Annotated in this window: 19 protein-coding genes; 10 read left to right on the top strand and 9 right to left on the bottom strand. The window is 32.4% G+C overall.

The features are described 5' to 3' along the window. Window positions 1–260: 260 nt before the first annotated feature. Complete coding sequence (locus P0R33_RS17685; protein ID WP_276172486.1) at window positions 261–1,643, bottom strand: sialate O-acetylesterase; 1,383 nt, start codon at window positions 1,641–1,643, stop codon at window positions 261–263. Further along, a complete protein-coding gene (locus P0R33_RS17680) occupies window positions 1,633–2,733 on the bottom strand; it encodes an SGNH/GDSL hydrolase family protein (RefSeq protein ID WP_276172485.1) in 1,101 nt (366 codons plus the stop codon). Before P0R33_RS17680 ends, P0R33_RS17685 begins: the two co-directional genes overlap by 11 nt. Window positions 2,734–2,951: 218 nt before the next feature. Here P0R33_RS17680 and P0R33_RS17675 point away from each other — a divergent pair, with 218 nt between their 5' ends. Continuing rightward, window positions 2,952–3,461 (top strand): C40 family peptidase, encoded by a 510-nt coding sequence (locus tag P0R33_RS17675; RefSeq protein ID WP_276172484.1) that lies wholly within the window; start codon window positions 2,952–2,954, stop codon window positions 3,459–3,461. Window positions 3,462–3,615: 154 nt separating this feature from the next. Here P0R33_RS17675 and P0R33_RS17670 read toward each other — a convergent pair whose 3' ends face one another. Together P0R33_RS17670 and P0R33_RS17665 are read right to left on the bottom strand one after the other, a co-directional pair. After that, a complete protein-coding gene (locus P0R33_RS17670) occupies window positions 3,616–5,196 on the bottom strand; it encodes a L,D-transpeptidase family protein (protein ID WP_276172483.1) in 1,581 nt (526 codons plus the stop codon). Window positions 5,197–5,321: 125 nt separating this feature from the next. Beyond that, window positions 5,322–5,738 (bottom strand): DUF1573 domain-containing protein, encoded by a 417-nt coding sequence (locus tag P0R33_RS17665; RefSeq protein WP_276172482.1) that lies wholly within the window; start codon window positions 5,736–5,738, stop codon window positions 5,322–5,324. A gap of 164 nt (window positions 5,739–5,902) precedes the next feature. On the opposite strand from P0R33_RS17665, the gene P0R33_RS17660 reads away from it, so the two are divergent. From P0R33_RS17660 to P0R33_RS17650, 3 genes are all read left to right on the top strand, one after another. Beyond that, a complete protein-coding gene (locus tag P0R33_RS17660; protein ID WP_276172481.1) occupies window positions 5,903–7,168 on the top strand; it encodes a HAMP domain-containing sensor histidine kinase in 1,266 nt (421 codons plus the stop codon). Then, window positions 7,165–7,851 carry a response regulator transcription factor gene (locus P0R33_RS17655; protein ID WP_276172480.1) on the top strand — a complete coding sequence of 229 codons (687 nt, stop codon included), beginning with the start codon at window positions 7,165–7,167 and terminating at the stop codon, window positions 7,849–7,851. The genes P0R33_RS17660 and P0R33_RS17655 overlap by 4 nt, the downstream gene beginning before the upstream one ends. An 84-nt stretch (window positions 7,852–7,935) precedes the next feature. Further along, window positions 7,936–8,700 (top strand): MBL fold metallo-hydrolase, encoded by a 765-nt coding sequence (locus P0R33_RS17650; RefSeq protein ID WP_276172479.1) that lies wholly within the window; start codon window positions 7,936–7,938, stop codon window positions 8,698–8,700. Window position 8,701: 1 nt separating this feature from the next. Here the strand turns inward: P0R33_RS17650 and P0R33_RS17645 are convergent, their stop codons facing one another. Further along, complete coding sequence (locus tag P0R33_RS17645) at window positions 8,702–10,912, bottom strand: radical SAM protein (RefSeq protein WP_276172478.1); 2,211 nt, start codon at window positions 10,910–10,912, stop codon at window positions 8,702–8,704. Between the two features lie 112 nt (window positions 10,913–11,024). On the opposite strand from P0R33_RS17645, the gene P0R33_RS17640 reads away from it, so the two are divergent. Then, window positions 11,025–15,128 carry a T9SS type B sorting domain-containing protein gene (locus P0R33_RS17640; protein ID WP_276172477.1) on the top strand — a complete coding sequence of 1,368 codons (4,104 nt, stop codon included), beginning with the start codon at window positions 11,025–11,027 and terminating at the stop codon, window positions 15,126–15,128. A gap of 61 nt (window positions 15,129–15,189) precedes the next feature. Here the strand turns inward: P0R33_RS17640 and P0R33_RS17635 are convergent, their stop codons facing one another. Then, window positions 15,190–16,467 carry an MFS transporter gene (locus P0R33_RS17635; RefSeq protein WP_276172476.1) on the bottom strand — a complete coding sequence of 426 codons (1,278 nt, stop codon included), beginning with the start codon at window positions 16,465–16,467 and terminating at the stop codon, window positions 15,190–15,192. Window positions 16,468–16,740: 273 nt separating this feature from the next. Here P0R33_RS17635 and bshC point away from each other — a divergent pair, with 273 nt between their 5' ends. From bshC to P0R33_RS17620, 3 genes are all read left to right on the top strand, one after another. Then, window positions 16,741–18,330: a bacillithiol biosynthesis cysteine-adding enzyme BshC gene (gene bshC / locus P0R33_RS17630; RefSeq protein WP_276172475.1), complete on the top strand. Its 1,590-nt coding sequence runs from the start codon at window positions 16,741–16,743 to the stop codon at window positions 18,328–18,330. A 123-nt stretch (window positions 18,331–18,453) separates the two neighbouring features. Next, window positions 18,454–19,725: a DUF5009 domain-containing protein gene (locus P0R33_RS17625; RefSeq protein WP_276172474.1), complete on the top strand. Its 1,272-nt coding sequence runs from the start codon at window positions 18,454–18,456 to the stop codon at window positions 19,723–19,725. A 175-nt stretch (window positions 19,726–19,900) separates the two neighbouring features. Further along, a complete protein-coding gene (locus tag P0R33_RS17620) occupies window positions 19,901–20,320 on the top strand; it encodes a nucleoside-diphosphate kinase (protein ID WP_276172473.1) in 420 nt (139 codons plus the stop codon). A 220-nt stretch (window positions 20,321–20,540) separates the two neighbouring features. On the opposite strand, the gene P0R33_RS17615 is transcribed toward P0R33_RS17620, so the two are convergent. Both P0R33_RS17615 and P0R33_RS17610 read right to left on the bottom strand, forming a co-directional pair. Next, window positions 20,541–20,837: a DUF721 domain-containing protein gene (locus P0R33_RS17615; RefSeq protein ID WP_276172472.1), complete on the bottom strand. Its 297-nt coding sequence runs from the start codon at window positions 20,835–20,837 to the stop codon at window positions 20,541–20,543. Then, window positions 20,818–21,258 (bottom strand): lipocalin family protein, encoded by a 441-nt coding sequence (locus P0R33_RS17610; protein WP_276172471.1) that lies wholly within the window; start codon window positions 21,256–21,258, stop codon window positions 20,818–20,820. Before P0R33_RS17610 ends, P0R33_RS17615 begins: the two co-directional genes overlap by 20 nt. Before the next feature lie 293 nt (window positions 21,259–21,551). Here P0R33_RS17610 and P0R33_RS17605 point away from each other — a divergent pair, with 293 nt between their 5' ends. Together P0R33_RS17605 and P0R33_RS17600 are read left to right on the top strand one after the other, a co-directional pair. Beyond that, window positions 21,552–22,073: a hypothetical protein gene (locus P0R33_RS17605; protein WP_276172470.1), complete on the top strand. Its 522-nt coding sequence runs from the start codon at window positions 21,552–21,554 to the stop codon at window positions 22,071–22,073. An 86-nt stretch (window positions 22,074–22,159) separates the two neighbouring features. Beyond that, window positions 22,160–23,227, top strand: coding sequence for a serine hydrolase (locus P0R33_RS17600; RefSeq protein WP_276172469.1), 1,068 nt, complete (start codon window positions 22,160–22,162; stop codon window positions 23,225–23,227). 254 nt (window positions 23,228–23,481) lie between these two features. Here P0R33_RS17600 and ftsY read toward each other — a convergent pair whose 3' ends face one another. After that, window positions 23,482–24,435, bottom strand: coding sequence for a signal recognition particle-docking protein FtsY (ftsY, locus tag P0R33_RS17595; protein ID WP_276172468.1), 954 nt, complete (start codon window positions 24,433–24,435; stop codon window positions 23,482–23,484). Between the last annotated feature and the right edge of the window lie 3 nt (window positions 24,436–24,438).

Raw genomic sequence — 24,438 nt, 5'->3', positions numbered from 1 at the left:
CGCCGCGGCGAATCGGGCTATCCGTTTCAAATCCTCGCACTTCCTTCGTCAGGCTGTGGGCTTTCCACTTTTATCCCTCACGCGAAAGGTTTCAAAAGAGCGTTTTAACTTCTTGTTTTTCAACGCACCGTTTTGTCATTCCGAGGAACGAGGAATCTCCACGAGTAGCTCGACAAAGATTGGTAATTTTGTTTGCGGAGTTTCTTATGGAGATTCCTCGTTCCTCGGAATGACAAAAAATCCGCATAAAAATCTAAAATCTAAAATTCACTCGTAAAACAAGAAGCAGGCAAATTCGCTTTGTTAAACAAATCCGACTGTGTTGTATTTCCCCACGCAAACCTCACTTTTGCTGGATTAACAACTTTTTTACTTGTCAAAATCACTTCGCTATTTTTAATTGAAGCTTCGGCAGGATAAAAAACTCCGTCTGTTCCCGCAACTTCAAATTGATTCGATTTTTTATCTTTAAAATGCAATCCTTCAGCATAATCGAAAGAAACTATAAGTTTGTTTTTCTCGATTTTAAAACTTTTCAAAAGAGGACTATTTACCAAGTTTGTATTCACTTTATAAGTATCAGCCAAAGCCAAATTTGCCAAACGAATTCCAACCGATTTTTTATTTTTTGGATGAATATCAATTGTATCCGAAATATCGCTGATTACGACCATTGCTGTATTTGAAATTTCTTTCAATAATTTTCGTTGCGAATCTCTAACTGTAACATTCGAAAAATTATTAGAACCTGTTTTAAAAGGCGCAATCTGAACATAATAAAACGGAAATTCATCTTTCCATTCTTTTCTCCATGAAGTAATTAAAGCTCCCAGAGTTTTATCGTAAACCAAAGAACCAACATTCGATTCTCCTTGATACCAAAGCGTTCCTGCGATTTTAAATCCCACAATTGGATAAATCATGGCATTGTACGCACGTCCAGGTTGTCTTGGTCCGTATTCTTGTTCGTTTAGTTTTTTAGCATTTTCTAATAAAACTGGATCATTATTTACTACTTCTGCTGGCATCCAGATTTCAGCTGGAGTTCCGCCCCAGTTGGAAGAAATTAATCCGATTGGAACATTTTTTAAATCTTCGCGAAGACGTTTGGCAAAAAAGTAACCAACTGCGCTAAAGTATTTCATAGTTTCTGGAGTCGATTCAGTCCAATTTCCCAACAAATTATTCTGAGGATTTTCTGCTGTCAATTTCGGAACGGTAAAAAATCGAATGTTTGGATTTGTGGCATTTTTAGCTTCTTCTTCTCCATCGTCAATTCCCCAGCTTGCTGACATTTCCATATTCGATTGTCCAGAGCAAAGCCAGACTTCTCCGATTAGAATGTTTTTTAAAACCACTTCATTATATCCTTTTATCGAAATAGTAAAAGGACCTCCCGCTTCTGGAGTTTTAATCGTAATTTCCCACTTCGCCTGATTATTGGCAATTGTTTTATATTCCTGATTGTTCCAGCCAGAAACCAGTTTAATTTCTTCTTTTGGATTTGCCCAGCCCCAAATTTTTACTTCAGAGTTGCGCTGTAAAACCATATTATCACTAAAAATATTCGGAAGCGAAACGTTTGCCATCATAGTACTGGAAATCAATAGAAAGAAAACAAACTTAAAAATATTATTTTTCATTTAGCAACTTCTTTAAAAATGGACCATATTCATCTGCCAGAACTTTGTGATCTGCAACATCTGGATGCCCAGAACATCCGTTTGGAGTCATCGGTTTAAATTTGAAAATCTGAATTGGTTTATGCGTTTTATCTTCCGCGAAAGCGTTTTTAACTTTATTTAGACAATCTTCAAAAACAACTCCTCTTTCACCGCCAACCATTGGACTGTTTGTAATAACAATCTGCACATTCGGATTATGCTCGTAAAGCATTTTGATAAAATTGATATAATTCGAAACATACTTTTCAGCATTAAATGGCAAACGTTCTTTTTTTCCGTCTCCGCCAGAAAAGTCATTTGTTCCTAAAGCGATACTTATAATATCTGGCTGAAAAGCAAAATCATATTTTGGTTTAGATGCATCTTTCGTCAAATACAAATTCTGATAAATATCTGGCATTATCGCTTCGTCTTTATGCTCATCATTCCAATTTCTATACATTCCGATTCCCGAAACGCAACTCATTAAATAATCTGCATCAATTTTTCGAGAAATTGTTGGCCCATAAGCATAATAACCGTTATGATGATCCATATATTCTCCTTTATCACAAGGAATATCAGATGGATCACTCGCCGCGCCACAAGTAATGGAGTCACCAATAAATTCGATTTTCTTTTTCTTTTTAAATGAAATCGGAATTAGTTTTGCGGTTGTTCCGGCAAACAAAACATTTCCGCTTTGTGCCTCTGTGTTTTTATAAATTTCTAAATGATGTTCTTTTTTGTTTGAAGTTACTTTGATGGGAAAAGATTGAACTGCTCCTTTTTCAATTCTAATTTTCCCAATATATTTTCCATCCAAAACCACCTGAACATAATTATGATGTTCATAAGAATCAACACTTTGAAGTGAGATTGAACATTCATTTCCTGTAAAATTAAAAGCAACCGAAGAAGCTGTTCCAATTAAAATTACCTGATCATTTTGAAGTTGATCTACTCGACCTTGATATAAAAAAGTTTTACTTGAATTTTGAGTTTGCGAAATCGAAAAGAGCGAAATCATCAAAAACGAAATTAAAAGAGCTATTTTTTTGGGAAACATAATTAATCTGTTAAATATAAATACGATTCACAAATATATTTGAAATGAATTATACAGAAAGATACTAAAATGTCAAAAAGCAATAAAAAAACACCACATAAACACATCATTTAAACCCTAACAAATACTTATTTGTACTTTTTAGGGTGTTTCTGTTCTTTTTCAAATGAAATAACAATTTATATTTAGCGTTTGAATATATATTTAAGACTAAAAAAATGAAATCACGCCTACTATTATTTTTATTACCTGTTGTTTTACTTTCTTCTTTCTCCGTAAAAAAGAAAGAACCACAAATAGTAGTTCAAAACACTAAAATTCAGAAAGAAATAAATCGTGATTCTATAATTGTTTTTGCGAAGAAATATTTAGGAACTCCTTATAAATACGCAAGCAGTAATCCGCAAAAAGGCTTTGATTGTTCGGGATTTGTAAGTTATGTTTTCAGCAATTTTGGATTGACTTTGCCAAGAAGTTCCAGCGGATATAAAAATTTAGGAATGCCCTTAAAACCTGAAGATTTTAAAGTGGGTGATGTTTTAGTTTTTTACGGATATAAAGATAGATCCATTATTGGTCATCTTGGAATTATCTGTGAAGCCAACGGAATGAAGTCAAAATTCATTCATGCTTCTTCAGGAAAAGCGCAACAAGTAACGATTACAGCGCTTGATACAGAACATTATACAAAACGTTTTTATAAATGTATTGATGTTTTGTCGAAATAGTTCTTTGCCACGACCCGAGCGATAGCGAACAGGCGAAGCAATTACACGAATTTTCACTAATTATTTTTTGCCACAGATTAAAAGGATTAACACAGATTTTTTTTAATCATTTTAATCCTTTAATCTGTGGCTATAATTATTTTTTTATGCTGATTTATTCTTCAGTCAATAATTTGATTAGACTTTCATCTCTTCCGTAAATGTCTTTGTAGAAATTCAGATTTCCTTCGCGGTCAACCCAAGCGGTAAAATATCCGATGTAAACCGGAACTTTTTTCTTCAAAGTATACCAACTTTCTTTTCCGGCATGCATCGCTTTATCAATTCTAGCAGGATTCCATTGCGGATCGACTTTTAGTAATTCTATTGCCAATTCTCTTGGTTTTGCAACACGTACGCAACCGTGGCTAAATGCTCGGCTTTCTCTTTCGAATAAACTTTTTGAAGGTGTATCATGCAAATAAATATTGCTTGAATTCGGAAACAAAAACTTCACCAATCCCAAAGAGTTATTTTTTCCTGGAAGCTGACGAACTGCGCCGTTATTCCATTCTAAATTTTTCTTTTGCAAATAGTTTTTATCTCTAGCCATTCCGGGTTTTATTTCCGATTTAATAATACTCGGCGGCACATTCCAATACGGACTAAAAACAATATTACTCATCATTCCGCTAAAAATTACGGTCTTTGTCATTGCTTTTCCAACAACAACTGCAGATGTAAAAGCAATTTTACCGTCTTCAATGATATATAATTTAAATTCAGGAATGTTGACTTCAATGTATTTTTGACCTTTTTCTAATTCTGGATCAATCCAACGGCAACGTTCCATGTTTGCAATAATTGTTTTTATTCGATCAGAAACAGGAATATTCAAATCAACAATATGTTCTTTTAAAATGATATTTTTTGGTGCATAACCATGACGTAATTCGTAGTTTTTCATGGCTTTCATCAAAATCGTATCACAAATTGCACTTTTAGTATTTTCCTTAATGTCTTTGGTTACAAAAAGCCTTTCTCTAATTTGAGCCACAACATTTGATGAATCTCCAACTTTTAAAGCTTTATAATCTTCGCCAACTTCAATAGTTTTCCAACCTCCATTTTTTTCAATTTCTCTATATTCTTTTAAAGCATCACGAAGTTTGTAGTATTGGCTGAACATCTTTTTTTTCTTATCATCCAAAATGGTTGATTTTTTAAAAATAGAATCAGAAAGTACTTGGTAGTTAAACTTTTTTCGAGGTAAAAGCCATTCCATCGAAATACTTGTTTTTTCATCAAAACCGGCATACACTTTTTCGGCATAATAGTAATACAAATTTGAAAGCAGCAAGTCGGTATCTTCTTTAGATAACTTTTTGGTTGGATTGTTTTCGAAAACCGAATTTAATTCTTCTTTATAAGGATAATTGGCTTTTAATCCTTCCTGATCCAGATTTTTGTATTGATTGAATAAAGTGTTTCCGAATTCGACAACTCCCTTATTATCTTGCCACAATTGTGTCGATTTATTCTTTTGATATAAAGAAATTACATCTGTTTTAAACTTAGCCAGTTTTGGATAATTTTCGTAAAATTTTGCAATACGAATGGTATCAATCGTAAGCTTTAATTCTGGAATCTTTTCAACTTTCTTTATCGAATTTTCTTCTTTTTTATCTGCTTTTGAATTACAAGAAAAAACCATTAAAAAAACAACTGCAATAAAGGGCGTATACCAAATTTTCATAAGTAGGAATTTTTATTAAAAGTAAAAAAAATTCTATTAAATAAAAATCGAATCACTGCAAATAAAAAGCTCCAAACAATTTCTTGTATGGAGCTTTCGCCATATAACCAACCTATTAAAATTTCTTAAATAACCGTACCTTTTAGCGTAAGGATTTTTGGTGTAGTTTCTGCACTAGTTGTTACAGTAACTGTTTTTGTAAAAGCACCTTTGTTGGCGGCATTGTAAGTTGCAGTAACTTTTGCAGATTTACCTGGCTGAACTGGTTCTTTTGTGTAATCTGTTGCAGTACATCCGCAAGATCCTTGCACGTTTGTAATCACAACAGCTGTTTTTCCAGTATTTTTAAATTCGTAAACAATTGCTTTTGGAGTTCCTTGCGGAATTTGTCCAACATCAATTGTTTCTGCTTTCCAAACAATTGTAGAAGCTGTAGTTGCCGAAATTGCAGTTTCTGAAACTAAAGATTTTACTGGAGCAATTGCCGAAAAAGACATTAAGCCAAGAGCTAAAGCTAACATCGAAATTTTGATCATTTTCATAACAGATATATTTAAAATGGTTTATAGTTCAACTTGATATTACAAAGGTAATTCAGACAAAAACAAATCGCTGTTAACTGGTTTCAAACGTTTGTTAATGACTTGTTAACCACTTATTTTTAGGTTAAAATTGATTAATATTACACTCTCAAAATTCTTTATTCTTGAAAATTAATAAACTCAACAGTATCATTCTCTTAGGATTAGTAGCCATTATCAGTATTTTGGTAGCGCAGTTGCTTTGGACAAAAGAGGCTTTTACTATAGAACAAAAAAAACTGAGCCAAAAGGCACACATTGCTTTATTGGAAGTGGCTAAAAAATTATACGAAGGAACAAGCCATGAACTACCAGCTCAGAATCCTGTTCAAAAAATTTCTAACGATTATTATATCGTAAATGTTGAAAATGAATTTGAACCCGAAATTTTAGAGTTTTATCTAAAAACGGAATTCAAAAAAATGAATATTACGACCGATTTCGAATACGCAATGTACAATTGTCAAAGCGACGAAATGATCTATGGAGATTATATTTCGCTTTCTAAGAAAAAAGCAGAATGCAAGAAAACCGTTTATTTTCCGAAACATAAAAATCTGGTTTATTATTTTGCCGTTCGTTTTCCGAATGAAACTACTTATTTGTTTAGTTCGATGCGTTTTTGGTTTATCCTTTCGACCGCTTTAATTCTAATTTTGTTGATTTATGTTTATTCAATTTTTAAATTGCTTCAGCAGAAAAAATATTCAGAATTACAGCGTGACTTCATTAATAATATGACGCATGAATTTAAAACGCCTTTGTCTTCTATTCTGATTGCTTCAAAATATTTAATTGAGCAAAGTCCGATAAAAGACGATAAAAAGCTTTTTACTTATACCGATATTATTATCAATCAGAGCAATAAATTGAATAGCCATATCGAGAAAATTCTAAATATTTCTAAATCAGAATACACGCCATTAGAATTGAAAAAGGAGAATATTTTGATTATTCCTATTATTGAAGAAGCGATTTCAAATATTAAATTGAAATATCCTGAAGCTTCAGTTAAAATTGAAACTTCTTCAAACGATTATTTATTAGAAACTGATGCCTTTCATTTTGCCAATTTGGTCTATAATTTATTAGATAACGCAGTAAAATATTGCAACGAAAAACCCGAAATCACCATTAAATTCACAGAAGAAAATAATTGTTTAAAAATTGAATTTATTGATAACGGAATTGGTATTACTTCTAAAAAAATATCTTTTATCTTTGATAAGTTTTACAGAGTTCAAAACGAAAAAAGCAATGAAGTCAACGGATTTGGTCTCGGTTTATATTATGTAAAAGAAATTTGCAATTTGCAGAACTGGAAAATAAAAGCCGAAAATAATCCTGAAAAAGGTGTTACCATTACGTTATCAATCCCAAATAAAAAATGAGAAATTTCAAAATACTTTATGCCGAAGATGATGAAACTTTAGCGTTTCTAACCAAAGACAATTTGGAGCAAAATAACTATGAAGTTATTCATTGTTCGGATGGAAAATCGGCTTTGAAAATTTTCGAGGAAGAAGAATTTGATATTTGCATTTTTGATATTATGATGCCAAAAATGGATGGTTTTGAATTGGCAGAAGCCATTCGAAAAATTGATGTTGACGTTCCGATTATTTTTCTTTCGGCAAAAACATTAAAAGAAGATCGAATTAAAGGTCTGCGTTTAGGTGCCGATGATTATTTGGTAAAACCTTTCAGTATTGAAGAGTTACTTTTAAAAATTGAGATTTTCTTAAAACGATCTCAAAAAAATATTCCGGCAGCAAAAACTATTTATGAAGTTGGAAAATACCAGTTTGACACCAAAAATTTTATTCTTTTTAATGAAGAAGAAAAAGTCGGCTTAACCCAACGAGAAGCTGAATTATTAAAGTTATTTCTAGATCATAAAAATTCAGTTTTAAAAAGAGAGCAAATCTTAACTTCTTTATGGGGAACAGACGACTATTTTATGGGAAGAAGTTTGGATGTTTTTATTTCTCGTTTGCGTAAAATTTTAGCTAATGAAGAAGGAATTTCGATAGAAAACCTGCATGGAATTGGTTTTAGGTTTTCTATTGGGTAAAATAACAATTCTGTTAAAAATAAAGAAAAATCTGTAAACAGTTTTTAGAAAACTTTGTATTTTTAATATCTAATTTTCTTCGATATGAAATTACATCATTTGCGAAATGCCACGTTGGTAATTGAAACAGAAAAGCATGTCATTTTAGTTGACCCAATGTTAGGCAAAAGAAAAACGATTCCGCCTTTTACAATTTTCAGATATAAACCCAAAAGAAATCCGCTTGTAGCGTTGCCTAAAAACAGTCGCGAAATATTAAGCAAAGTAACACATTGCTTGATTACGCATTTGCATCCCGATCATATTGATAAAGCGGGAGAGGTTTTTTTACGCAGAAAAAGTATTCCTGTAATTTGCAGTTCTAAAGATGAAAAAGCGCTTGTACAAAGAGGTTTAAGCGTCATTCAAACTCTAGAATATTGGCAACCACAATTATTTTTAGACGGAAAAATAACAGGAATTCCTGCCATTCACGGTTATGGTTTTATTGCCAAATTAATGGGAAATGTCATGGGATTTCTTATCGAATTGGCCAATGAAAAATCGATTTATATAAGTTCTGACACTATTTTTACAGAACATGTAGAAAAAGTTCTAACTCAACTTAAGCCAGATATTTCTACAGTCGCGTGCGGAACAGCAAGATTAGATTTCGGCCAGCCATTATTAATGCGAATGGATGATATTTTGAAGTTTGTAACTCTTGCGCCAGGAAAAGTAATTGCAAATCATTTAGAAGCTTTAAACCATTGTCCGACAACGAGATTGCAATTAAGAACTGCACTTTCAGATCATGGGCTTTTGAGTAAAACTGCCATTCCGAATGATGGAGAATGTTTGGAATATTAAATTATAAAACTAATAATCCAAATTCACGCAACGTATTTATTGGTTTAGAATACCAAAATAATTCGAAATCTTCTAATTCAGATTCGAAGTCGTTTTTAACTTCCTGAAAAGTATAATTTTTAGAACCAGAAACTGTTATTTTTGATAAAATTGAATTTAGCCATTCGCCTTCTTCTTTGCTGATCTGGATATTAAAACTTTCTTTTTTATCATGAAAAGTTAGCGCCATCATTTCCCAACTTCTTCCTTTTTTTGATTTTGTAAAAAGCTCTGACGAAGGTTTTCCGCCAAGCCAAACCACTTTTGCATTTGGTTTTGTATTGAAATCGTTTTGCTCCTGAAGTGCATCGAAAATAAAATCGGGATGAATTTTTGTTTTCGGGATTTTGAAATCGAACCAATCCTGTAATTCATAATCAAAACAGATTCCGTGCATGAAATTGAAAAGTGATTTCTTTAATCCGAAGCTAAATTTATCATGATTTATTCCTGCTGCGTCGGTATATTCGATATCATTATTAGCAAAAGTTCCAATTATTTCAGTCTTTTTGGTCACGCCAAATTGTTCTGGATATAAGCCAACAGGACTGTGTGCTGTCAATGCAAATTGATGCCAAAAACCAGATTGTAAAACTCCCGCTTCAAACAATTGGCGAACCATTTCTAAACTATCAACCGTTTCTTGGATTGTTTGTGTTGGATATCCGTACATTAAATACGCATGAACCATAATACCTGCTTCGGTAAAATTGCGTGTCACTTTTGCGACTTGTTCTACCGTAACGCCTTTGTCAATTAATTTCAACAATCGGTCTGAAGCTACTTCTAAACCGCCAGAAACGGCAATACAACCAGAAGCTTTTAGTAACAAACATAAATCTTTAGAAAAGCTTTTTTCAAATCGAATATTTGTCCACCAAGTTACAGCGAGTTTTCTTTTTAGAATTTCAAGAGCCAAAGCACGCATTAAAGCAGGCGGAGCGGCTTCATCAACAAAATGAAATCCGTTTTGGCCTGTTTTTTCTATTAATTCTTCGATTCTATCACATAAAAGACTTGCTGCAACAGGTTCGTAAACTTTTATATAATCTAAAGAAATATCACAAAAAGTACATTTTCCCCAGTAACAGCCGTGCGCCATTGTGAGTTTGTTCCAGCGTCCATCGCTCCACATTCGGTGCATCGGATTTACAATTTCGATAACCGAAATATATTTATCCAAAGGCAAATCTGAATAATCTGGCGTTCCTACATAAGCTTGTTTGTAATCGTGTTTTAAAGAATTGTTTTTATAAACTACTTCTCCATTTTCTAAAAGAAAAGTTCTTTTATAAAACTTCTCGTCCCTCGACTCCGCTCGGGATGACAAATTATCCACAAGTTCTTCAATTGGAACTTCCCCATCATCTAAAGTAATAAAATCGAAAAACTCAAAAACACGTTTATCAGAAAGGGAGCGCAATTCGGTATTTGGAAAACCGCCTCCCATTGAAATTTTAATTTCTGGATAATTTTGTTTTACCCATTGCGCGGAACGGAATGCGCTATATAAATTTCCTGGAAAAGGAACAGAAATTAAGAATAAAGTTGGTTTTACGGCTTCAATTTTAGCTTTCAGAATCGAAATTAAAATCGAATCGATATAAGTTGGTTCTTTTTGAAGCTCATTATATAATTCATCAAAAGAATTGGCGCTTCGTCCTAAACGTTCTGCATATCGGCTAAAACCAAAGTTTTCATCAACACATTCTACAATAAAATCCGAAATGTCTTCGAGATATAAAGTAGCTAAATGTTTTGCTTTGTCCTGCGTTCCCATTGTTCCGAAAGCCCAATCGAGTTCTTCTAACTGCGCAAAACGAGAAGCTTCTGGCAGAAAATCTTCTTGACAAATCTGTAATGCCAAAGTTGGATTTTTTCCTTGTAAAAACTGAATTACAGAATCAATAGTTTTGATATATTCATCTTGTAAAGCAAAAATTCTTTTAGAGTTATCCGTGACATCAGAACCTGAAACCTGAAACTCTGAAACCTGAAACAAATCCTGTAATCCTTTTTTCGAAAACAATTCTAAAATCACATCAATACCCAAATCTGCCTGAACTGATTCGATATTTTTTGTATTTAGAAAACCTTTTATATACGCCGTTGCCGGATACGGTGTATTCAGTTGCGTAAATGGAGGCGTAATTACAAAAAGTTTCGTTTTCAAAAGGATTTATTTTTTTGCAAAAATACGGGTTATTGGGGACTTTTTAGCATTTCATTTTTTGATTTAAAATTGTAAACATTTAATTACATTTGTCACTGACCAAATTACTAAGATGAAACAAATATTACTTTTTATTTTTTTCCTTATTACTGTCCATTTATTTTCACAAAACAAAAATCAATCTATTGGTTTTAAAGAAAATAAAGGACAAATTGTAGACCAAAATGGAAAATCAAATACGGCTGTAAAGTATTTATTGAATACAAATGGATTAAATGTTCAGCTAAAGAAAAATGGGTTTTCTTATGATGTCTATGAGGTAAAAAAGACTCCAATTGTTCGTTCTAAAACAGCAAAAACACTTCCCTATTTAATTCCTGAAAAAGATAATGAAGGAAAAGAAGAATTTAATCTAGAATATAATTTTCATCGAATAGATATTGATTTTGTAAACTCCAATTCTAAAGTTGAATTAATTACGGAACAAAAATCAACTGATTTTGACAACTATTATAATACTCCAAATAGACCTGAAGGAATTACTGGAGTTTATCAGTATAAACAAATTACCTACAAAAATATCTATCCAAATATTGATGCCGTTTTTACAATTCCCGATGATCCACAAAAAACGGTTGAATATAATTTTGTCATTCATCCAAAAGGAAATATTTCGGATATTCAGTTAAAATTTAACGGTGCTGAAACAAATTTGGTTGATAATAAAATTCAAATGAATGTTCGTTTTGGAAAGATGGAAGAAACGCTTCCTGCCAGTTGGATTGAAGAAAGAGGTCATAAAAAAGAAATTATTGTTGGATACAGAAAAATTAAAAAGGATGTTTACGGATTTCGTTCTGCCAATTTTTTAGCTGGAAAAACCGTTGTAATCGATCCTGTTCCAATTAGACTTTGGGGAACTTACTACAATGGTTCGAGTTATGAATCTCCTGATCGTCCATTAACCATAAATTCAGACTCGCAAAATAATGTAATAATTACGGGTGGAACATATTTAACATCCAATATAGCAACATCGGGAACTTTTCAACCAACAAATACATCAAACAGAGATACAGGTTATATCGTTAAATTTAATTCTGATGGGAATCGTTTATGGGGCACATATATCAATTTTTCAATAATAGCAGATTCCAAAATCAATAGTCAAAATGAAATTTATATTGCTGGTCGAGGAAACAATAGCGCAGCAACTTCATTATCAACTCCTGACGGACACAAACAATTGTCAGACAATTTTTCAGGCGAAGGAATTTTACTGAAGTTTAGTTCAAATGGTCAAAGAATTTGGGGAACATTTTATGGAGGAGAAGAAAACGGTTCTCTAAATGGATTAGTAAATATTAATACTATAGCTTTAGATAGTCAGGAAAATATTATAATTGCTGGAGAAACCCATAGCAAAACAGGTATAGCTACATATGACGCCTATCAGCAAAATATTATTGATTATTTTGATGGAAGTGGTTTTATTGCTAAATTTTCTCCTTCGGGTATTAGGAATTACGGCACTTACTTTCCAGGTATTATAAAACATGCCGCGATTGATAATAATTCTAATTTGGTCTTTGCAGGTCAATATACACAATACGATTCTGACAATCCTAATATAACTACTGCAGGAGCGCATCAAAATCAAATTCATGGAATGGATGGATTCATTGTGAAATTTAATCCTTCTTGTCAACAAGTTTTATGGTGTACTTATTATGGTGGTGATGCATCATTTTTTATTACGGTAAATGATTATTACGATCAAATTAAGGCACTTGGAATAGATTCATTAAACAACATATATATTGCTGGTCTAACAAACAGTACTAATTTGATTGCAACAAACAATTCTTACAAGCAAACTTTGACTAGTAATAATGTTGATTGTTTTGTTGCGAAGTTCAATTCATCTGGAGAAATTCAATGGGGAACTTATTATGGATCTAATATTTCCGCACAAAATTCAGATAAATGCACAAGCGGGTTTATTACTTCAAATGGGGATATTTTTATAACAGGAAATACCCGAAGCGATCGAGATATTGCAACTCCAAACTCTTATCAGGAAAACTTGAATGGATCAGATGAAGGATTTATGGCAAAATTTAATACCAATGGAAAATTAATATGGGGAAGCTACTACGGAAGCCCTTTTCCAGATTCGCCTCAAGACATTTACTGCAGTGACAATAAAATTTATCTTATCGGACATACTGATTATCAAACTTCGGTAGTCCCTAATTATTTTGGTACTCAGGGAACACATCAACCAACTGGAACTGGTATTTTTATTGCTAAATTTCAAGATTGTCTATCAAATCCTCTAGCATCAAGCAATTCCCCAGTTTGCGTTGGCAATACATTAGAACTAAAAGCCTCAGGAGGAACTAATTATTTATGGAGTGGTCCAAACGGTTTTACATCAACAGATCAAAATCCGACAATTTTAAATGCAACGTCTGCCAATACCGGAGAATATAGTTGTTTAATCACTGGAACAGGAGGTTGCGATGATACAAAAAAAATAAATGTCGTTATTGGAGATATTGAAAAACCTGTTCCAAATGTTACTAATCTGCCAACTATAACAGGAGATTGTACAACAGCAATAACAGCAATTCCTACCGCTACAGATGCATGTGCAGGAATAATTAACGGAACGACTACAAGTCCATTATCTTATTCTTTACCTGGAACTTATACAATTGTATGGAATTATAATGATGGAAACGGTAATTCATCAACACAAAATCAAACCATAACAATTACCAGTCAGCCATTGCCAACAGCAAATTCTTTACAAACATTCTGCGTTAATCAAAATGCAGGATTGAATGACATTCAAATTACTGGACAAAATATAAAATGGTACAGCAACTTAACGGGAGGAACACTTGTACCGACCACAACCGTACTTCAAGACAACGCAACTTATTATGCATCTCAAACCATAAATGGTTGTGAAAGTGAAAGAGTTCCAGTTAAAATTAAAATTCAGGTTACTTTTCCTCCAACAGGAAATGCAAATCAGTCATTTTGTACGGGACAAAATCCAACAATTGCAAACATTCAAGTAACTGGAAATTCTATAAAATGGTATGATTCTTTAACAAATGGCAATCTATTACCAGAAACAACGAATCTTGAAAATGGCAAAACTTATTATGCTTCGCAGACAGAAAATAATTGTGAAGGTTCTAGATTTGGAATTACAGTTTCTATTATAAATACACCTTCAGCTCCATCGGGAAATCCAGAGCAATCTTTTTGTAAAAAAGAAAACAAAACTCTTAATGATATTCAAATAACGGGACAAAATATTCAATGGTTCGATACCAATTTTTCTGCGGCACCGTTACCAAACACAACTTTGTTAGAAAATAACAGAACTTATTATGCCTCTCAAACAATTGGATGCGAAGGAGACAGAACTCCAATTTTAGTAAAAATTTACGATACACCATTACCAATTGGAAATAATAGCCAACAATTTTGTATTGATGAGATTGCAATTTTAGAAGATTTAAATATAACAGGAACGAATATTAAATGGTACGATTCTCCAACAAACGGAAACATTTTGCCTGAAACAACATTATTGCAAAATGCTGTTTATTACGTTTCGCAAACACTAAATAATTGTGAAGGCGAAAGATTAGCTGTAACTGTTAAAGTACAAGACACTCAAATCCCGATTGCAGATTCTCGTCAAATATACTGCAGCCAAAAGAATGCTAAAATAAGTGATATTGTAATTTCGGGACAAAATATCAAATGGTATGAAAATGAGTATTCAAATATTCCTATTTCAGAATCAACACTTCTTGAAAACAGAATAACTTATTATGCTTCACAAACTATCAATAATTGCGAAAGTGACAGAATACCTCTTACAATAAGTATTCTTGAAGCCACAAATAGTGATTGTATCAATTTCGATGAAGAACTTCCTTATCCAAAATTCTTTACCCCAAACGGTGATGGTTTCAATGATTTTTGGACAATAGATTCTGCATATTTGGCACCAGGTACTGGAATTAGAATATTCAACCGATATGGAAAACTGTTAAAAGAATTAGGCCTTAATACCTCTTGGGATGGAACTTTCATAGGTCAGCTTCAACCTGCAACAGATTATTGGTTTACAGCCATTAGATTAGACGGCAAAGAATTTAGAGGCCATTTTAGTTTAAAAAGATAAAAAGAAAGTCCGCAAAGTAATTTACCTTGCGGACTTTTTTATAAGATCTTACTCTTCAAATCTAAAACTTATGTTCGTCTTTACTAATCACCAAAAATGAAATTAAGGATATAAGTGCTGCTGTTACTAAATAAAAACCTACATAACTCACGTCATATGTTTTAGCCAACCAAATTGCAATCATTGGAGCAAAAGCCGCACCTAGAATTCCTGCCATATTGAAGGTTAAAGACGCTCCAGAATAACGAACCGTAGTTGGAAATAATTCAGATAAAAACGTTCCTAAAGGTCCGTAAGTAAATCCCATTAAAGACATTCCGATACAAGCAAAAATGGTTACTAAGACGATATTTCCTGAGCTCAAAAAATACGAGAAGAAAAATCCAAAAATGGCGATTGCAGCCGTAGCCAGAATAAGCATTTTACGACGTCCGATTTTATCTGCAACCACAGCCGAAACTGGAATAAACAATGCAAAAAACAATACCGAAAACAATTGAATTAACAACCCATCTCTTTTTACAATTCCTAAATCCGAAGTTGCCCAGCTTAAAGTAAAAACGGTCATTAAATAAAAAACCAAAAATGTAGTAATGGCAGCAAATGTTCCGAAGATTAATTGATTTTTATACGATTTTACCAAAGTCAAAAACGGGACTTTTACTTCTTCTTGTTCTTTTTTAGAATTTTCAAATGAAGGCGTTTCTGTAATTTTAGTTCTAATATAAAAACCAACAATAACTAAAAGTGCGCTAGCAATAAAAGGAATTCTCCAACCGAAATTCATAAAATCTTCATTACTCATAGAATCGGTCAACAATAAGAAAGTTCCTCCAGAAAGCAACAATCCGATTGGAGCACCCAATTGCGGAAACATTCCGTACCAAGCACGTTTATTTGGCGGCGCATTCTCAATTGCTAATAAAACGGCTCCGCCCCATTCTCCTCCTAAACCAACACCTTGTCCGAATCGGCAAAGCATCAATAACAAAGGTGCTGCAACACCAATACTTTCATAACTTGGCAAAAACCCGATTGTAACTGTCGAAATCCCCATTGTCAATAGAGCGGCAACAAGAGTAAATTTACGGCCTATTTTATCTCCGTAATGTCCAAAAAATGCAGAACCTAACGGTCGGGATAAAAAGGCAATAGAAAAAGTTGCTAAAGATTCCAGCGTTGCCATTGTCGAGTCTGCACTTGGAAAAAATAATTGAGGAAAAACCAATACGGCAGCATTGGCATAAATATAAAAATCAAAAAATTCGATTGTGGTACCAATAAGGCTTCCAAAAAGAACATGTTTTAGAGAGTTCTTTTTATTTGGGTTAGTTTTCATGTAAAATAGATATAACTTTTTTTTTGCTTACAAAAATATAGTTTCATTATTAATAATTCATAGTTAGAAGAATTAGTTTTAGAACACTATACATTTTTTAACAAATTTCATGTGTTTTTCATTTTAAAAACAACAATTCGAACCAAAATTAAAATATTGATTATCGGAGCTTTAAAATAAAAATCAAAATATCAATTCTTAAGCAATTGTTAATAGCGTTTTTAACTGTATATTTTGCTTAAATTTACAGCTGTCAAAAATAAATTTAAAATTATGCCTACCGACTGTATCAGCTTTCAATCTTCTGGATATTTTTCTAAACTAATGCAAGATTATTTAGACCAGAAAACAGAATTAAAAACGCTGTACAATAATTTTCCAACTCTAGAAAATTTCGAAAAACAGATTGCTGAGAAAGCAGCCAATTTTGACCACAGCAACCGAGCTGTATTGGTTGATAGTTTGCAAAAGCAATATCAAAATATTGAAATTTCTGATTTAACCAGACAAAACATTTCGCTTTTAGCGCTCGAGAATACTTTCACAATTACAACAGGACACCAATTAAATCTATTTAGCGGGCCACTGTATTTTTTATATAAAATTATCTCTACGATTAATTTAACTAAAGAATTAAAATCAAAATATCCTTCCTATAATTTTGTGCCAGTTTATTGGATGGCAACTGAGGATCATGATTTTGAAGAGATTAATTATTTTAATTTTAAAGGAAAAAAAATCCGTTGGAATGCCGAAAGTACTGGGCCTGTAGGAAGACTTTCTACAAATGGTTTAGAAGATTTGTTTGAAGTTTATTCTAAAGAATTAGGTTCAAGCACTAATGCAAACTCACTGAAAAAACTTTTTGAAGATGCTTATTTAAAACACGAAAATCTTGCCGATGCAACTCGTTTTTTAGCCAATAGTTTATTTTCACAATACGGTTTAGTTATTCTAGATGCAGACAATGCCGATTTAAAACGTACTTTTATTCCTTTTGTTAAAGAAGAATTAGAAAATCAAACTTCGTTTAAAACGGTTCAAAAATCAATTGAAAAACTTGAAAATTATAATGTTCAGGTAAATCCGCGTGAGATTAATTTATTTTACATTGAAGATAAACTGCGTGAGAGAATTATTTTTGAAAATGATAAATATATCGTCAACAACACTAAGATTACATTTTCGAAAGAAGAAATTCTTAAATTGTTAGAAAGCAATCCAGAAAAATTCAGTCCGAATGTAATTATGCGTCCGCTTTATCAGGAAATCATCTTGCCAAACCTTTGTTACATTGGCGGAGGCGGAGAAATTGCTTATTGGTTAGAATTGAAAGGTTTTTTTGACGCTGTTAATATTACTTTTCCGATTTTGTTAGTTAGAAATTCTGTTCTTTTAGCTACCGAAAAACAAGCTAAAAAAGCCGATAATTTAAATTTATCTTGGAAAGACTTATTCAGCAAATCAGAGAATTTGATTAATGAAATCACGCATAAACTTTCGCCATTTCCAATAGATTTAACAGAACAAAAAGAAGCGCTAGAAAAACAGTTTAATTATCTATTTGAATTGGCTCAAAAAACAGACAAATCTTTTTCTGGAGCTGTAAAAGCTCAAGAGATAAAGCAAAAGAAAGGTTTAGAAAATTTGGAAAAACGTTTATTAAAAGCGCAAAAAAGGAAATTGCAAGATCAACTGCAACGCGTTACAGATTTACAGTGCGAATTGTTTCCAAATTACGGGCTTCAAGAACGTCAAACCAATTTTTCTGAATTTTATTTAGAAAACGGAGAACAATTAATTCCGCTTTTAATTCATAAATTAAAACCTTTAGAACATAATTTTGACATCATAATAATCTAAAATAATTATCTTTAAAAATTCAAAGTAATTATTTCGGAAACAAATAACCAGCTCATCTCCGAAATTATTGCTCTCTCAAACCAAATAGAATTATATTTTATAACCTATTAACTAACTAACCAAATGGTAAGAGAACGCCTAATTTCGCTTGATGTCTTTCGCGGACTGACTATTCTATTGATGACTATTGTAAACAATCCCGGTGATTGGGGAAATGTTTATCCGCCACTTTTGCATGCCCACTGGAACGGCTGTACACCAACAGATTTAGTATTTCCTTTTTTTATTTTTATAATGGGAGTTGCAGTGCCCTTAGCAATGCCAGAGAAAACTTATGACAGTACCACTTTTAATAAAATACTGATTCGATCATTAAGAATGTTCTGTCTTGGGATTTTCTTTAACTTTTTCGGCAAAATTCAATTATTTGGACTGGATGGAATTCCGCTTCTTATTGGGCGTTTAGCTATTACTATTGCCGTTGGTTATGCTCTAATGGGAAATTTCAGCAATCGATTAAAAAATATTTTTGCCGTTGGAATACTCTTAATTTATCTAATTCTAGCCTATGGAGGTTTTGAAAATTATCAAGATGTAAGATTACCTGGAGTTTTGCAACGTATTGCAATTGTTTATTTTGTGGTTTCTCTTTTATATTTAAAAACATCTAGAAAAACACAAATCATTACAGCAATTACTTTGCTTTTAGGATACTGGGCATTAATGACTTTAGTTCCCGTTCCTGGAATTGGCGAAGCTAATTTAGACAGAGGAACCAACTTAGCTGCGTGGGTAGACAGCGTTTTGCTAAAAGGACATATGTATCACGAAACCAATACTTGGGATCCTGAAGGTATTTTAAGTACATTACCATCAATCGTAAACGGAATTATTGGTTTATTTATCGGACAAATTTTATTACTCAACGCGAGTAAAGTACAAAAAGCACTTACAATGGGGAGAATTGGTACCGTTCTTCTTTTTCTTGGAATAATCTGGGATTTAGTTTTTCCTATCAATAAATCAATCTGGACAAGTAGCTACGTTTTATATACAACTGGATTGGCCACGGTTTGTTTAACTGGTTTATATTATTTAATTGATATTAAGGAATATAAAAAAGGCTTTAAACTATTTATAATCTGGGGAGTAAATCCAATGATAGTATTCTTTGCTTCGCAGATTATTCCGCAGGCATTGGTTATGATTCGTTTTCAAAACCCATCAAATCCGGGAGAACAAACCAACTTATTAGATTATTTATACCGCTTTGGAATTGCTCCATTATTCAGTAATGCAATGGCGGCTTCTTTGGCTGGCGCCTTAACCTATGTCGCAATCTGGTCTTTTATTTTATGGATCTTTTATCGAAATAAATTGATTTTTAAAGTCTAAACCTTAAAACCAGAATATACTGAGACGCACGGTTGTGCGTCTTTATTTATTGTAAATTTTGAGATTTTATAGTTTCTTTTTCAAAATAGCATTCGAACGTATTTTAATTAAGAATTTATTAAAATCAATTCATAAAAAAAGTATACTTTTGCACAAAATTTAATAAAATATAAAAATGGCAACAAATAGAACTTTTACAATGATTAAACCAGATGCTGTTGCAAACGGACACATCGGGAATATCTTAGCAATGATTACTAATGGTGGTTTTAAAATCGTTTCATTAAAATTAACTCAATTAACTGTGGCTGATGCTAAAGCATTTTACTCAGTTCACGCAGAAAGACCTTTCTACGGAGAATTAGTTGAATTCATGTCTCGCGGACCAATTGTTGCTGCTATTTTAGAAAAAGAAAATGCAGTAGAAGATTTCAGAACTTTAATTGGAGCTACAAACCCAGCTGAAGCTGCTGAAGGAACTATTCGTAAAGCATATGCTACTTCTATCGGAGAAAATGCAGTTCACGGATCTGACAGTGACGAAAACGCTGCTATCGAAGGTGCATTCCACTTTGCGGGAAGAGAACAGTTTTAATTTATGATTCTAGAGTTCTGATTTTAGATTGCTGAACTTACACATAAAAATAAAAAAACATTCGCCATAGCGAATGTTTTTTTATATAGAAAAATCTAAAATCTAAAATCTAAAATCTAAAATCTAAAATCTAAAATCTAAAATCTAAAATCTAAAATCTAAAATCTAAAATCTAAAATCTAAAATCTAAAATCTAAAATCTAAAATCTAAAATCTAAAATCAACGAAGCACAACATCCTTTACCACTTCTCTCCCTAATTCTTCATTAATCATTTTTACAATTTTGTGTTTTCCGTGACTTAATTCTTCGCGAAGAACTGAAGAACCCAATTCTACATAAAGTGTGCTGCCTTTTAAGACAACATTTCTGGTATAGGTATTTACTCCGCTTCCCATCAATTGTTTCCAAGCATCACGCACGTCAATTTGATCCATTCCTGGCTGTAGCTTATTCACTTGAATAATCTGTTGTAAAACAGCACTAATTGTAGATTCGCTATTTAGTCTTTTCGCCATCGTTTAAAAGATTTATGGGTGCTGCTTTTTTATAATGATATTCTATTTTTTGCGGATTTTTAGTTACAAATTTTTCATCAGAAATCGAAATAATTTCCTCACTCCATTTCGCATAATCTGTTTTATAATCTAAAAAAGCCTGTTCTCCAGCAAAACGAACTGAAACATTTTCAAACGTATCTGTCGTTAAAAAAGTACCATCAAATTGAGGCATTACTTTGGTTCGAACTCCTTTATTATTTTTAATTTGAAAAAAATCAAAAGTTTCGTTCATTTTATATTCTTTCTCTTCGCCATTCTCAAAAACAACTTTTTCAATTTCCCAATAGCCATTTAATTTAGCAATATCGTCAGGTTTAATCTCCTGTTTGCAGCCCGCAAATAAAAGCGACAAAACCAAAATCATAAAAGTGTTTCTCATAAATAATATATATTTTTTTTTAGCAGCAACTTACTTTGTTAGCCAATTATAGCGTCTTGCTATTGTTTGCAGAAATTTTTCTCGGACTACAAAGATAGTCTTATAATCATCAAAAGAAATACTTTTACATTAATTATTTCAATCAAAAAAAAACAGTAAAATACCTTATTCTGATTATTTAATAACTTCTATAGGCAATGCTTATTTAAAAAAATAATGATTTTTATATCCAAATGCTCTGCTTACAACTAAACTAAAAAATCAAATTTTATATACCAATTTTCTATTAAAAAATGAAAAAAATATTACTACTATTTTTTAGCACTATATTTCTATTTTCAAAATGCAACCAACCTAAAGAAAAGAAAAAAGCTCCTATAAAATTTGAAAAACATTCAAAAGAAAAAGAAAGCAAAACTGACACTCATTCTACAGAAAAAAATATCTCAAAAAGTGCAAATTCAGAAGATTCTCCAGTAAAAATCGTTAAAGCAATACTAATAGAAAATAGCTATTCTCATCATAAAGATATCAAAATAGTTTACAAGAATTCTAGCAAAAAAATGATTAAAGCCCTAAAACTTAAATGGTTTTGTATTAATGCATTTGAAGAGCCCGCAAGCGGTAATTATTTTTATGGTGAAGGAAATTTTAGTGGAAACATAACCAGCTTAATAAAACCTGGAGAAATTAAATCAAAAATCTGGGAAGATTTCTCAACAGATGCTGATAAAATCATTAAAATCACAGTTTATTACATTGTTTATAATGATGGGAGTAAATGGGAATTAAACGAAGAAAAAATGCCAATATAATTCCTTAGAAATCTCAAAATAAGTTCGTTAACAGATTAAACTTTTTTGCCTATTTTTGGTCAAACCCCAAACCAAAAACAAAAAACATGACCAAATCAATTTACTTAATCCTGTTAGCGCTGTTTTTTATATCCTGCAGTAAAGACTCATCTGAAACAGATCCAAATTCGACTCCTGATGAAAAAATGTATTTCCCTCCCTTAACAGGAAACACTTGGGAAACAAAATCAATTTCTGAACTAAAATGGAATCAAAATGCAGTACAACCTCTTCTAGATTATTTAGAACTCAAAAACTCTAAATCTTTTATCATATTGGTAAATGGAAGAATTGTTTTAGAAAATTACTTTAACAAACATACCGCAACAACAAACTGGTATTGGGCTAGCGCAGGAAAAACGTTAACCTCTACCATGACCGGAATCGCACAGCAAGAAGGTTTATTAAATATCAACAACAAAGTATCTGATTATATTGGAACTGGATGGACAAGTGAAACTTTAGTACAAGAAAACCAAATTACTTGCAAAAATCTACTTTCTATGACTTCTGGACTTGATGATAGCACAGACGATGTTGATCCTGAAGATTTAATCTATAAAGACGATGCGGGAAAAAGATGGGCCTATCATAATGTTTACGTCAAACTTCAAGATGTTGTGGCAAAAGCAAGCAAACAAACTTGGGAGAATTATTTCAACACCAAATTAAGAGATAAAATCGGGATGGACGGTATTTGGGTACAGCTTGGCGTTAATAGCGTTTACACAAGCACCACAAGAAGCATGGCACGTTTCGGACTATTAATGTTAAACAAAGGAAAATGGGAAAATAACACCATTTTGAATGAAGCTTTTTTTAATGAAGCTACTTCAACTTCACAAAACATAAATTTAGGATATGGTTATTTATGGTGGCTCAATGGTAAATCGAGCTATCATTTGCCTCAATCGCAGCTTAACTTTCAAGGAAGTGTTATTCCAACTGGACCAAGCGATATGTTTATGGCCTTAGGAAAAAATGATCAAAAAATTTATGTTGTTCCAAGTAAGAAAATGGTCGTAATCAGAATGGGAGATGCCGCTGACAATGTAAATCTAGCTTTATCAGATTTTGACAAAACTCTTTGGGAGAAGATTAATGCGTTGTATTAATAAAAACAAAAAGAGCTTTTAAAATTGTTTATGAATTTAAAAGCTCTTTTTTATATGGTATAATATATTATCGATTGCTACGCATTCTTTTTAGAACTCCCATAAAGAAGAAAACTATCCCTAAAACTAATAAAACATAATAAACTGATAGATTATTATCTTTCAAAACATTAGCCAACACAAAACATATAACGCTTGCAAAATAAAAAGCAACAGCAGATATATTTTTTAAAGATTCAAAACTCATTATAATTTTATTTAAAGAAACTGTCTACGAATTCGTATTTATTAAAGACCTGTAAATCTTCAATTCCCTCTCCAACACCAATATATTTTACAGGAATCTGAAACTGATCTGAGATACCAATTACAACACCGCCTTTTGCTGTTCCGTCTAATTTAGTTACAGCTAATGACGTTACTTCTGTTGCCGCTGTAAATTGTTTTGCTTGCTCAAAAGCATTTTGACCAGTAGAACCGTCTAAAACCAAAAGCACATCATGCGGAGCATCAGCAACAACTTTCTGCATAACACGTTTTACTTTTGTCAGCTCATTCATCAAATTGATTTTATTATGAAGACGTCCAGCAGTATCAATAATAACAACATCAGCATTTTGAGCAACAGCAGACTGTAAAGTATCAAAAGCTACAGATGCTGGATCACTTCCCATATTTTGTCTTACAATTGGCACATCTACTCTATCTGCCCAAACCTGCAATTGATCAATCGCTGCGGCACGAAAGGTATCGGCAGCGCCCAAAACTACTTTATGTCCAGCTTTTTTAAACTGATACGCCAGTTTACCAATCGTTGTTGTTTTTCCTACTCCATTTACACCGACAACCATTAAAACATAAGGTTTTTTGTCTTTCGGAACTTCAAATTCTGTTGCTTCGCCTGTATTGGTTTCAGATAATAATGCCCCAATTTCATCTCTAAGAATTTGATTTAATTCATCCGTTCCTAGGTATTTATCTTCGGCAACACGTTTTTCAATTCTTGAAATGATTTTCAAAGTGGTATTTACACCAACATCTGAACCTACAAGAACTTCTTCCAAATTATCTAAAACATCGTCATCGACTTTAGATTTTCCAGCTACAGCTTTACTTAACTTTGAGAAAAAAGTAGTTTTTGATTTTTCAAGACCTTTGTCTAAAGTCTCTTTTTTATCAGTAGAGAATAATTTTTTAAAAAAACTCATTTT

This window comes from Flavobacterium sp. YJ01 (genome assembly GCF_029320955.1).
In the GTDB taxonomy this organism is placed as follows: Bacteria; Bacteroidota; Bacteroidia; order Flavobacteriales; family Flavobacteriaceae; genus Flavobacterium.
The sequence above is the reverse complement of the archived record's forward strand: the minus strand, read 5'-3'. Positions and strand labels throughout refer to the sequence as shown.

Coding starts and splice junctions, on each gene's coding strand:
- P0R33_RS17685 (WP_276172486.1), bottom strand. CDS start 1,643: ATGAAAAATAATATTTTTAAGTTTGTTTTCTTTCTATTGATTTCCAGT.
- P0R33_RS17680 (WP_276172485.1), bottom strand. CDS start 2,733: ATGTTTCCCAAAAAAATAGCTCTTTTAATTTCGTTTTTGATGATTTCG.
- P0R33_RS17675 (WP_276172484.1), top strand. CDS start 2,952: ATGAAATCACGCCTACTATTATTTTTATTACCTGTTGTTTTACTTTCT.
- P0R33_RS17670 (WP_276172483.1), bottom strand. CDS start 5,196: ATGAAAATTTGGTATACGCCCTTTATTGCAGTTGTTTTTTTAATGGTT.
- P0R33_RS17665 (WP_276172482.1), bottom strand. CDS start 5,738: ATGAAAATGATCAAAATTTCGATGTTAGCTTTAGCTCTTGGCTTAATG.
- P0R33_RS17655 (WP_276172480.1), top strand. CDS start 7,165: ATGAGAAATTTCAAAATACTTTATGCCGAAGATGATGAAACTTTAGCG.
- P0R33_RS17650 (WP_276172479.1), top strand. CDS start 7,936: ATGAAATTACATCATTTGCGAAATGCCACGTTGGTAATTGAAACAGAA.
- P0R33_RS17640 (WP_276172477.1), top strand. CDS start 11,025: ATGAAACAAATATTACTTTTTATTTTTTTCCTTATTACTGTCCATTTA.
- P0R33_RS17635 (WP_276172476.1), bottom strand. CDS start 16,467: ATGAAAACTAACCCAAATAAAAAGAACTCTCTAAAACATGTTCTTTTT.
- bshC (WP_276172475.1), top strand. CDS start 16,741: ATGCCTACCGACTGTATCAGCTTTCAATCTTCTGGATATTTTTCTAAA.
- P0R33_RS17625 (WP_276172474.1), top strand. CDS start 18,454: ATGGTAAGAGAACGCCTAATTTCGCTTGATGTCTTTCGCGGACTGACT.
- P0R33_RS17620 (WP_276172473.1), top strand. CDS start 19,901: ATGGCAACAAATAGAACTTTTACAATGATTAAACCAGATGCTGTTGCA.
- P0R33_RS17615 (WP_276172472.1), bottom strand. CDS start 20,837: ATGGCGAAAAGACTAAATAGCGAATCTACAATTAGTGCTGTTTTACAA.
- P0R33_RS17610 (WP_276172471.1), bottom strand. CDS start 21,258: ATGAGAAACACTTTTATGATTTTGGTTTTGTCGCTTTTATTTGCGGGC.
- P0R33_RS17605 (WP_276172470.1), top strand. CDS start 21,552: ATGAAAAAAATATTACTACTATTTTTTAGCACTATATTTCTATTTTCA.
- P0R33_RS17600 (WP_276172469.1), top strand. CDS start 22,160: ATGACCAAATCAATTTACTTAATCCTGTTAGCGCTGTTTTTTATATCC.
- ftsY (WP_276172468.1), bottom strand. CDS start 24,435: ATGAGTTTTTTTAAAAAATTATTCTCTACTGATAAAAAAGAGACTTTA.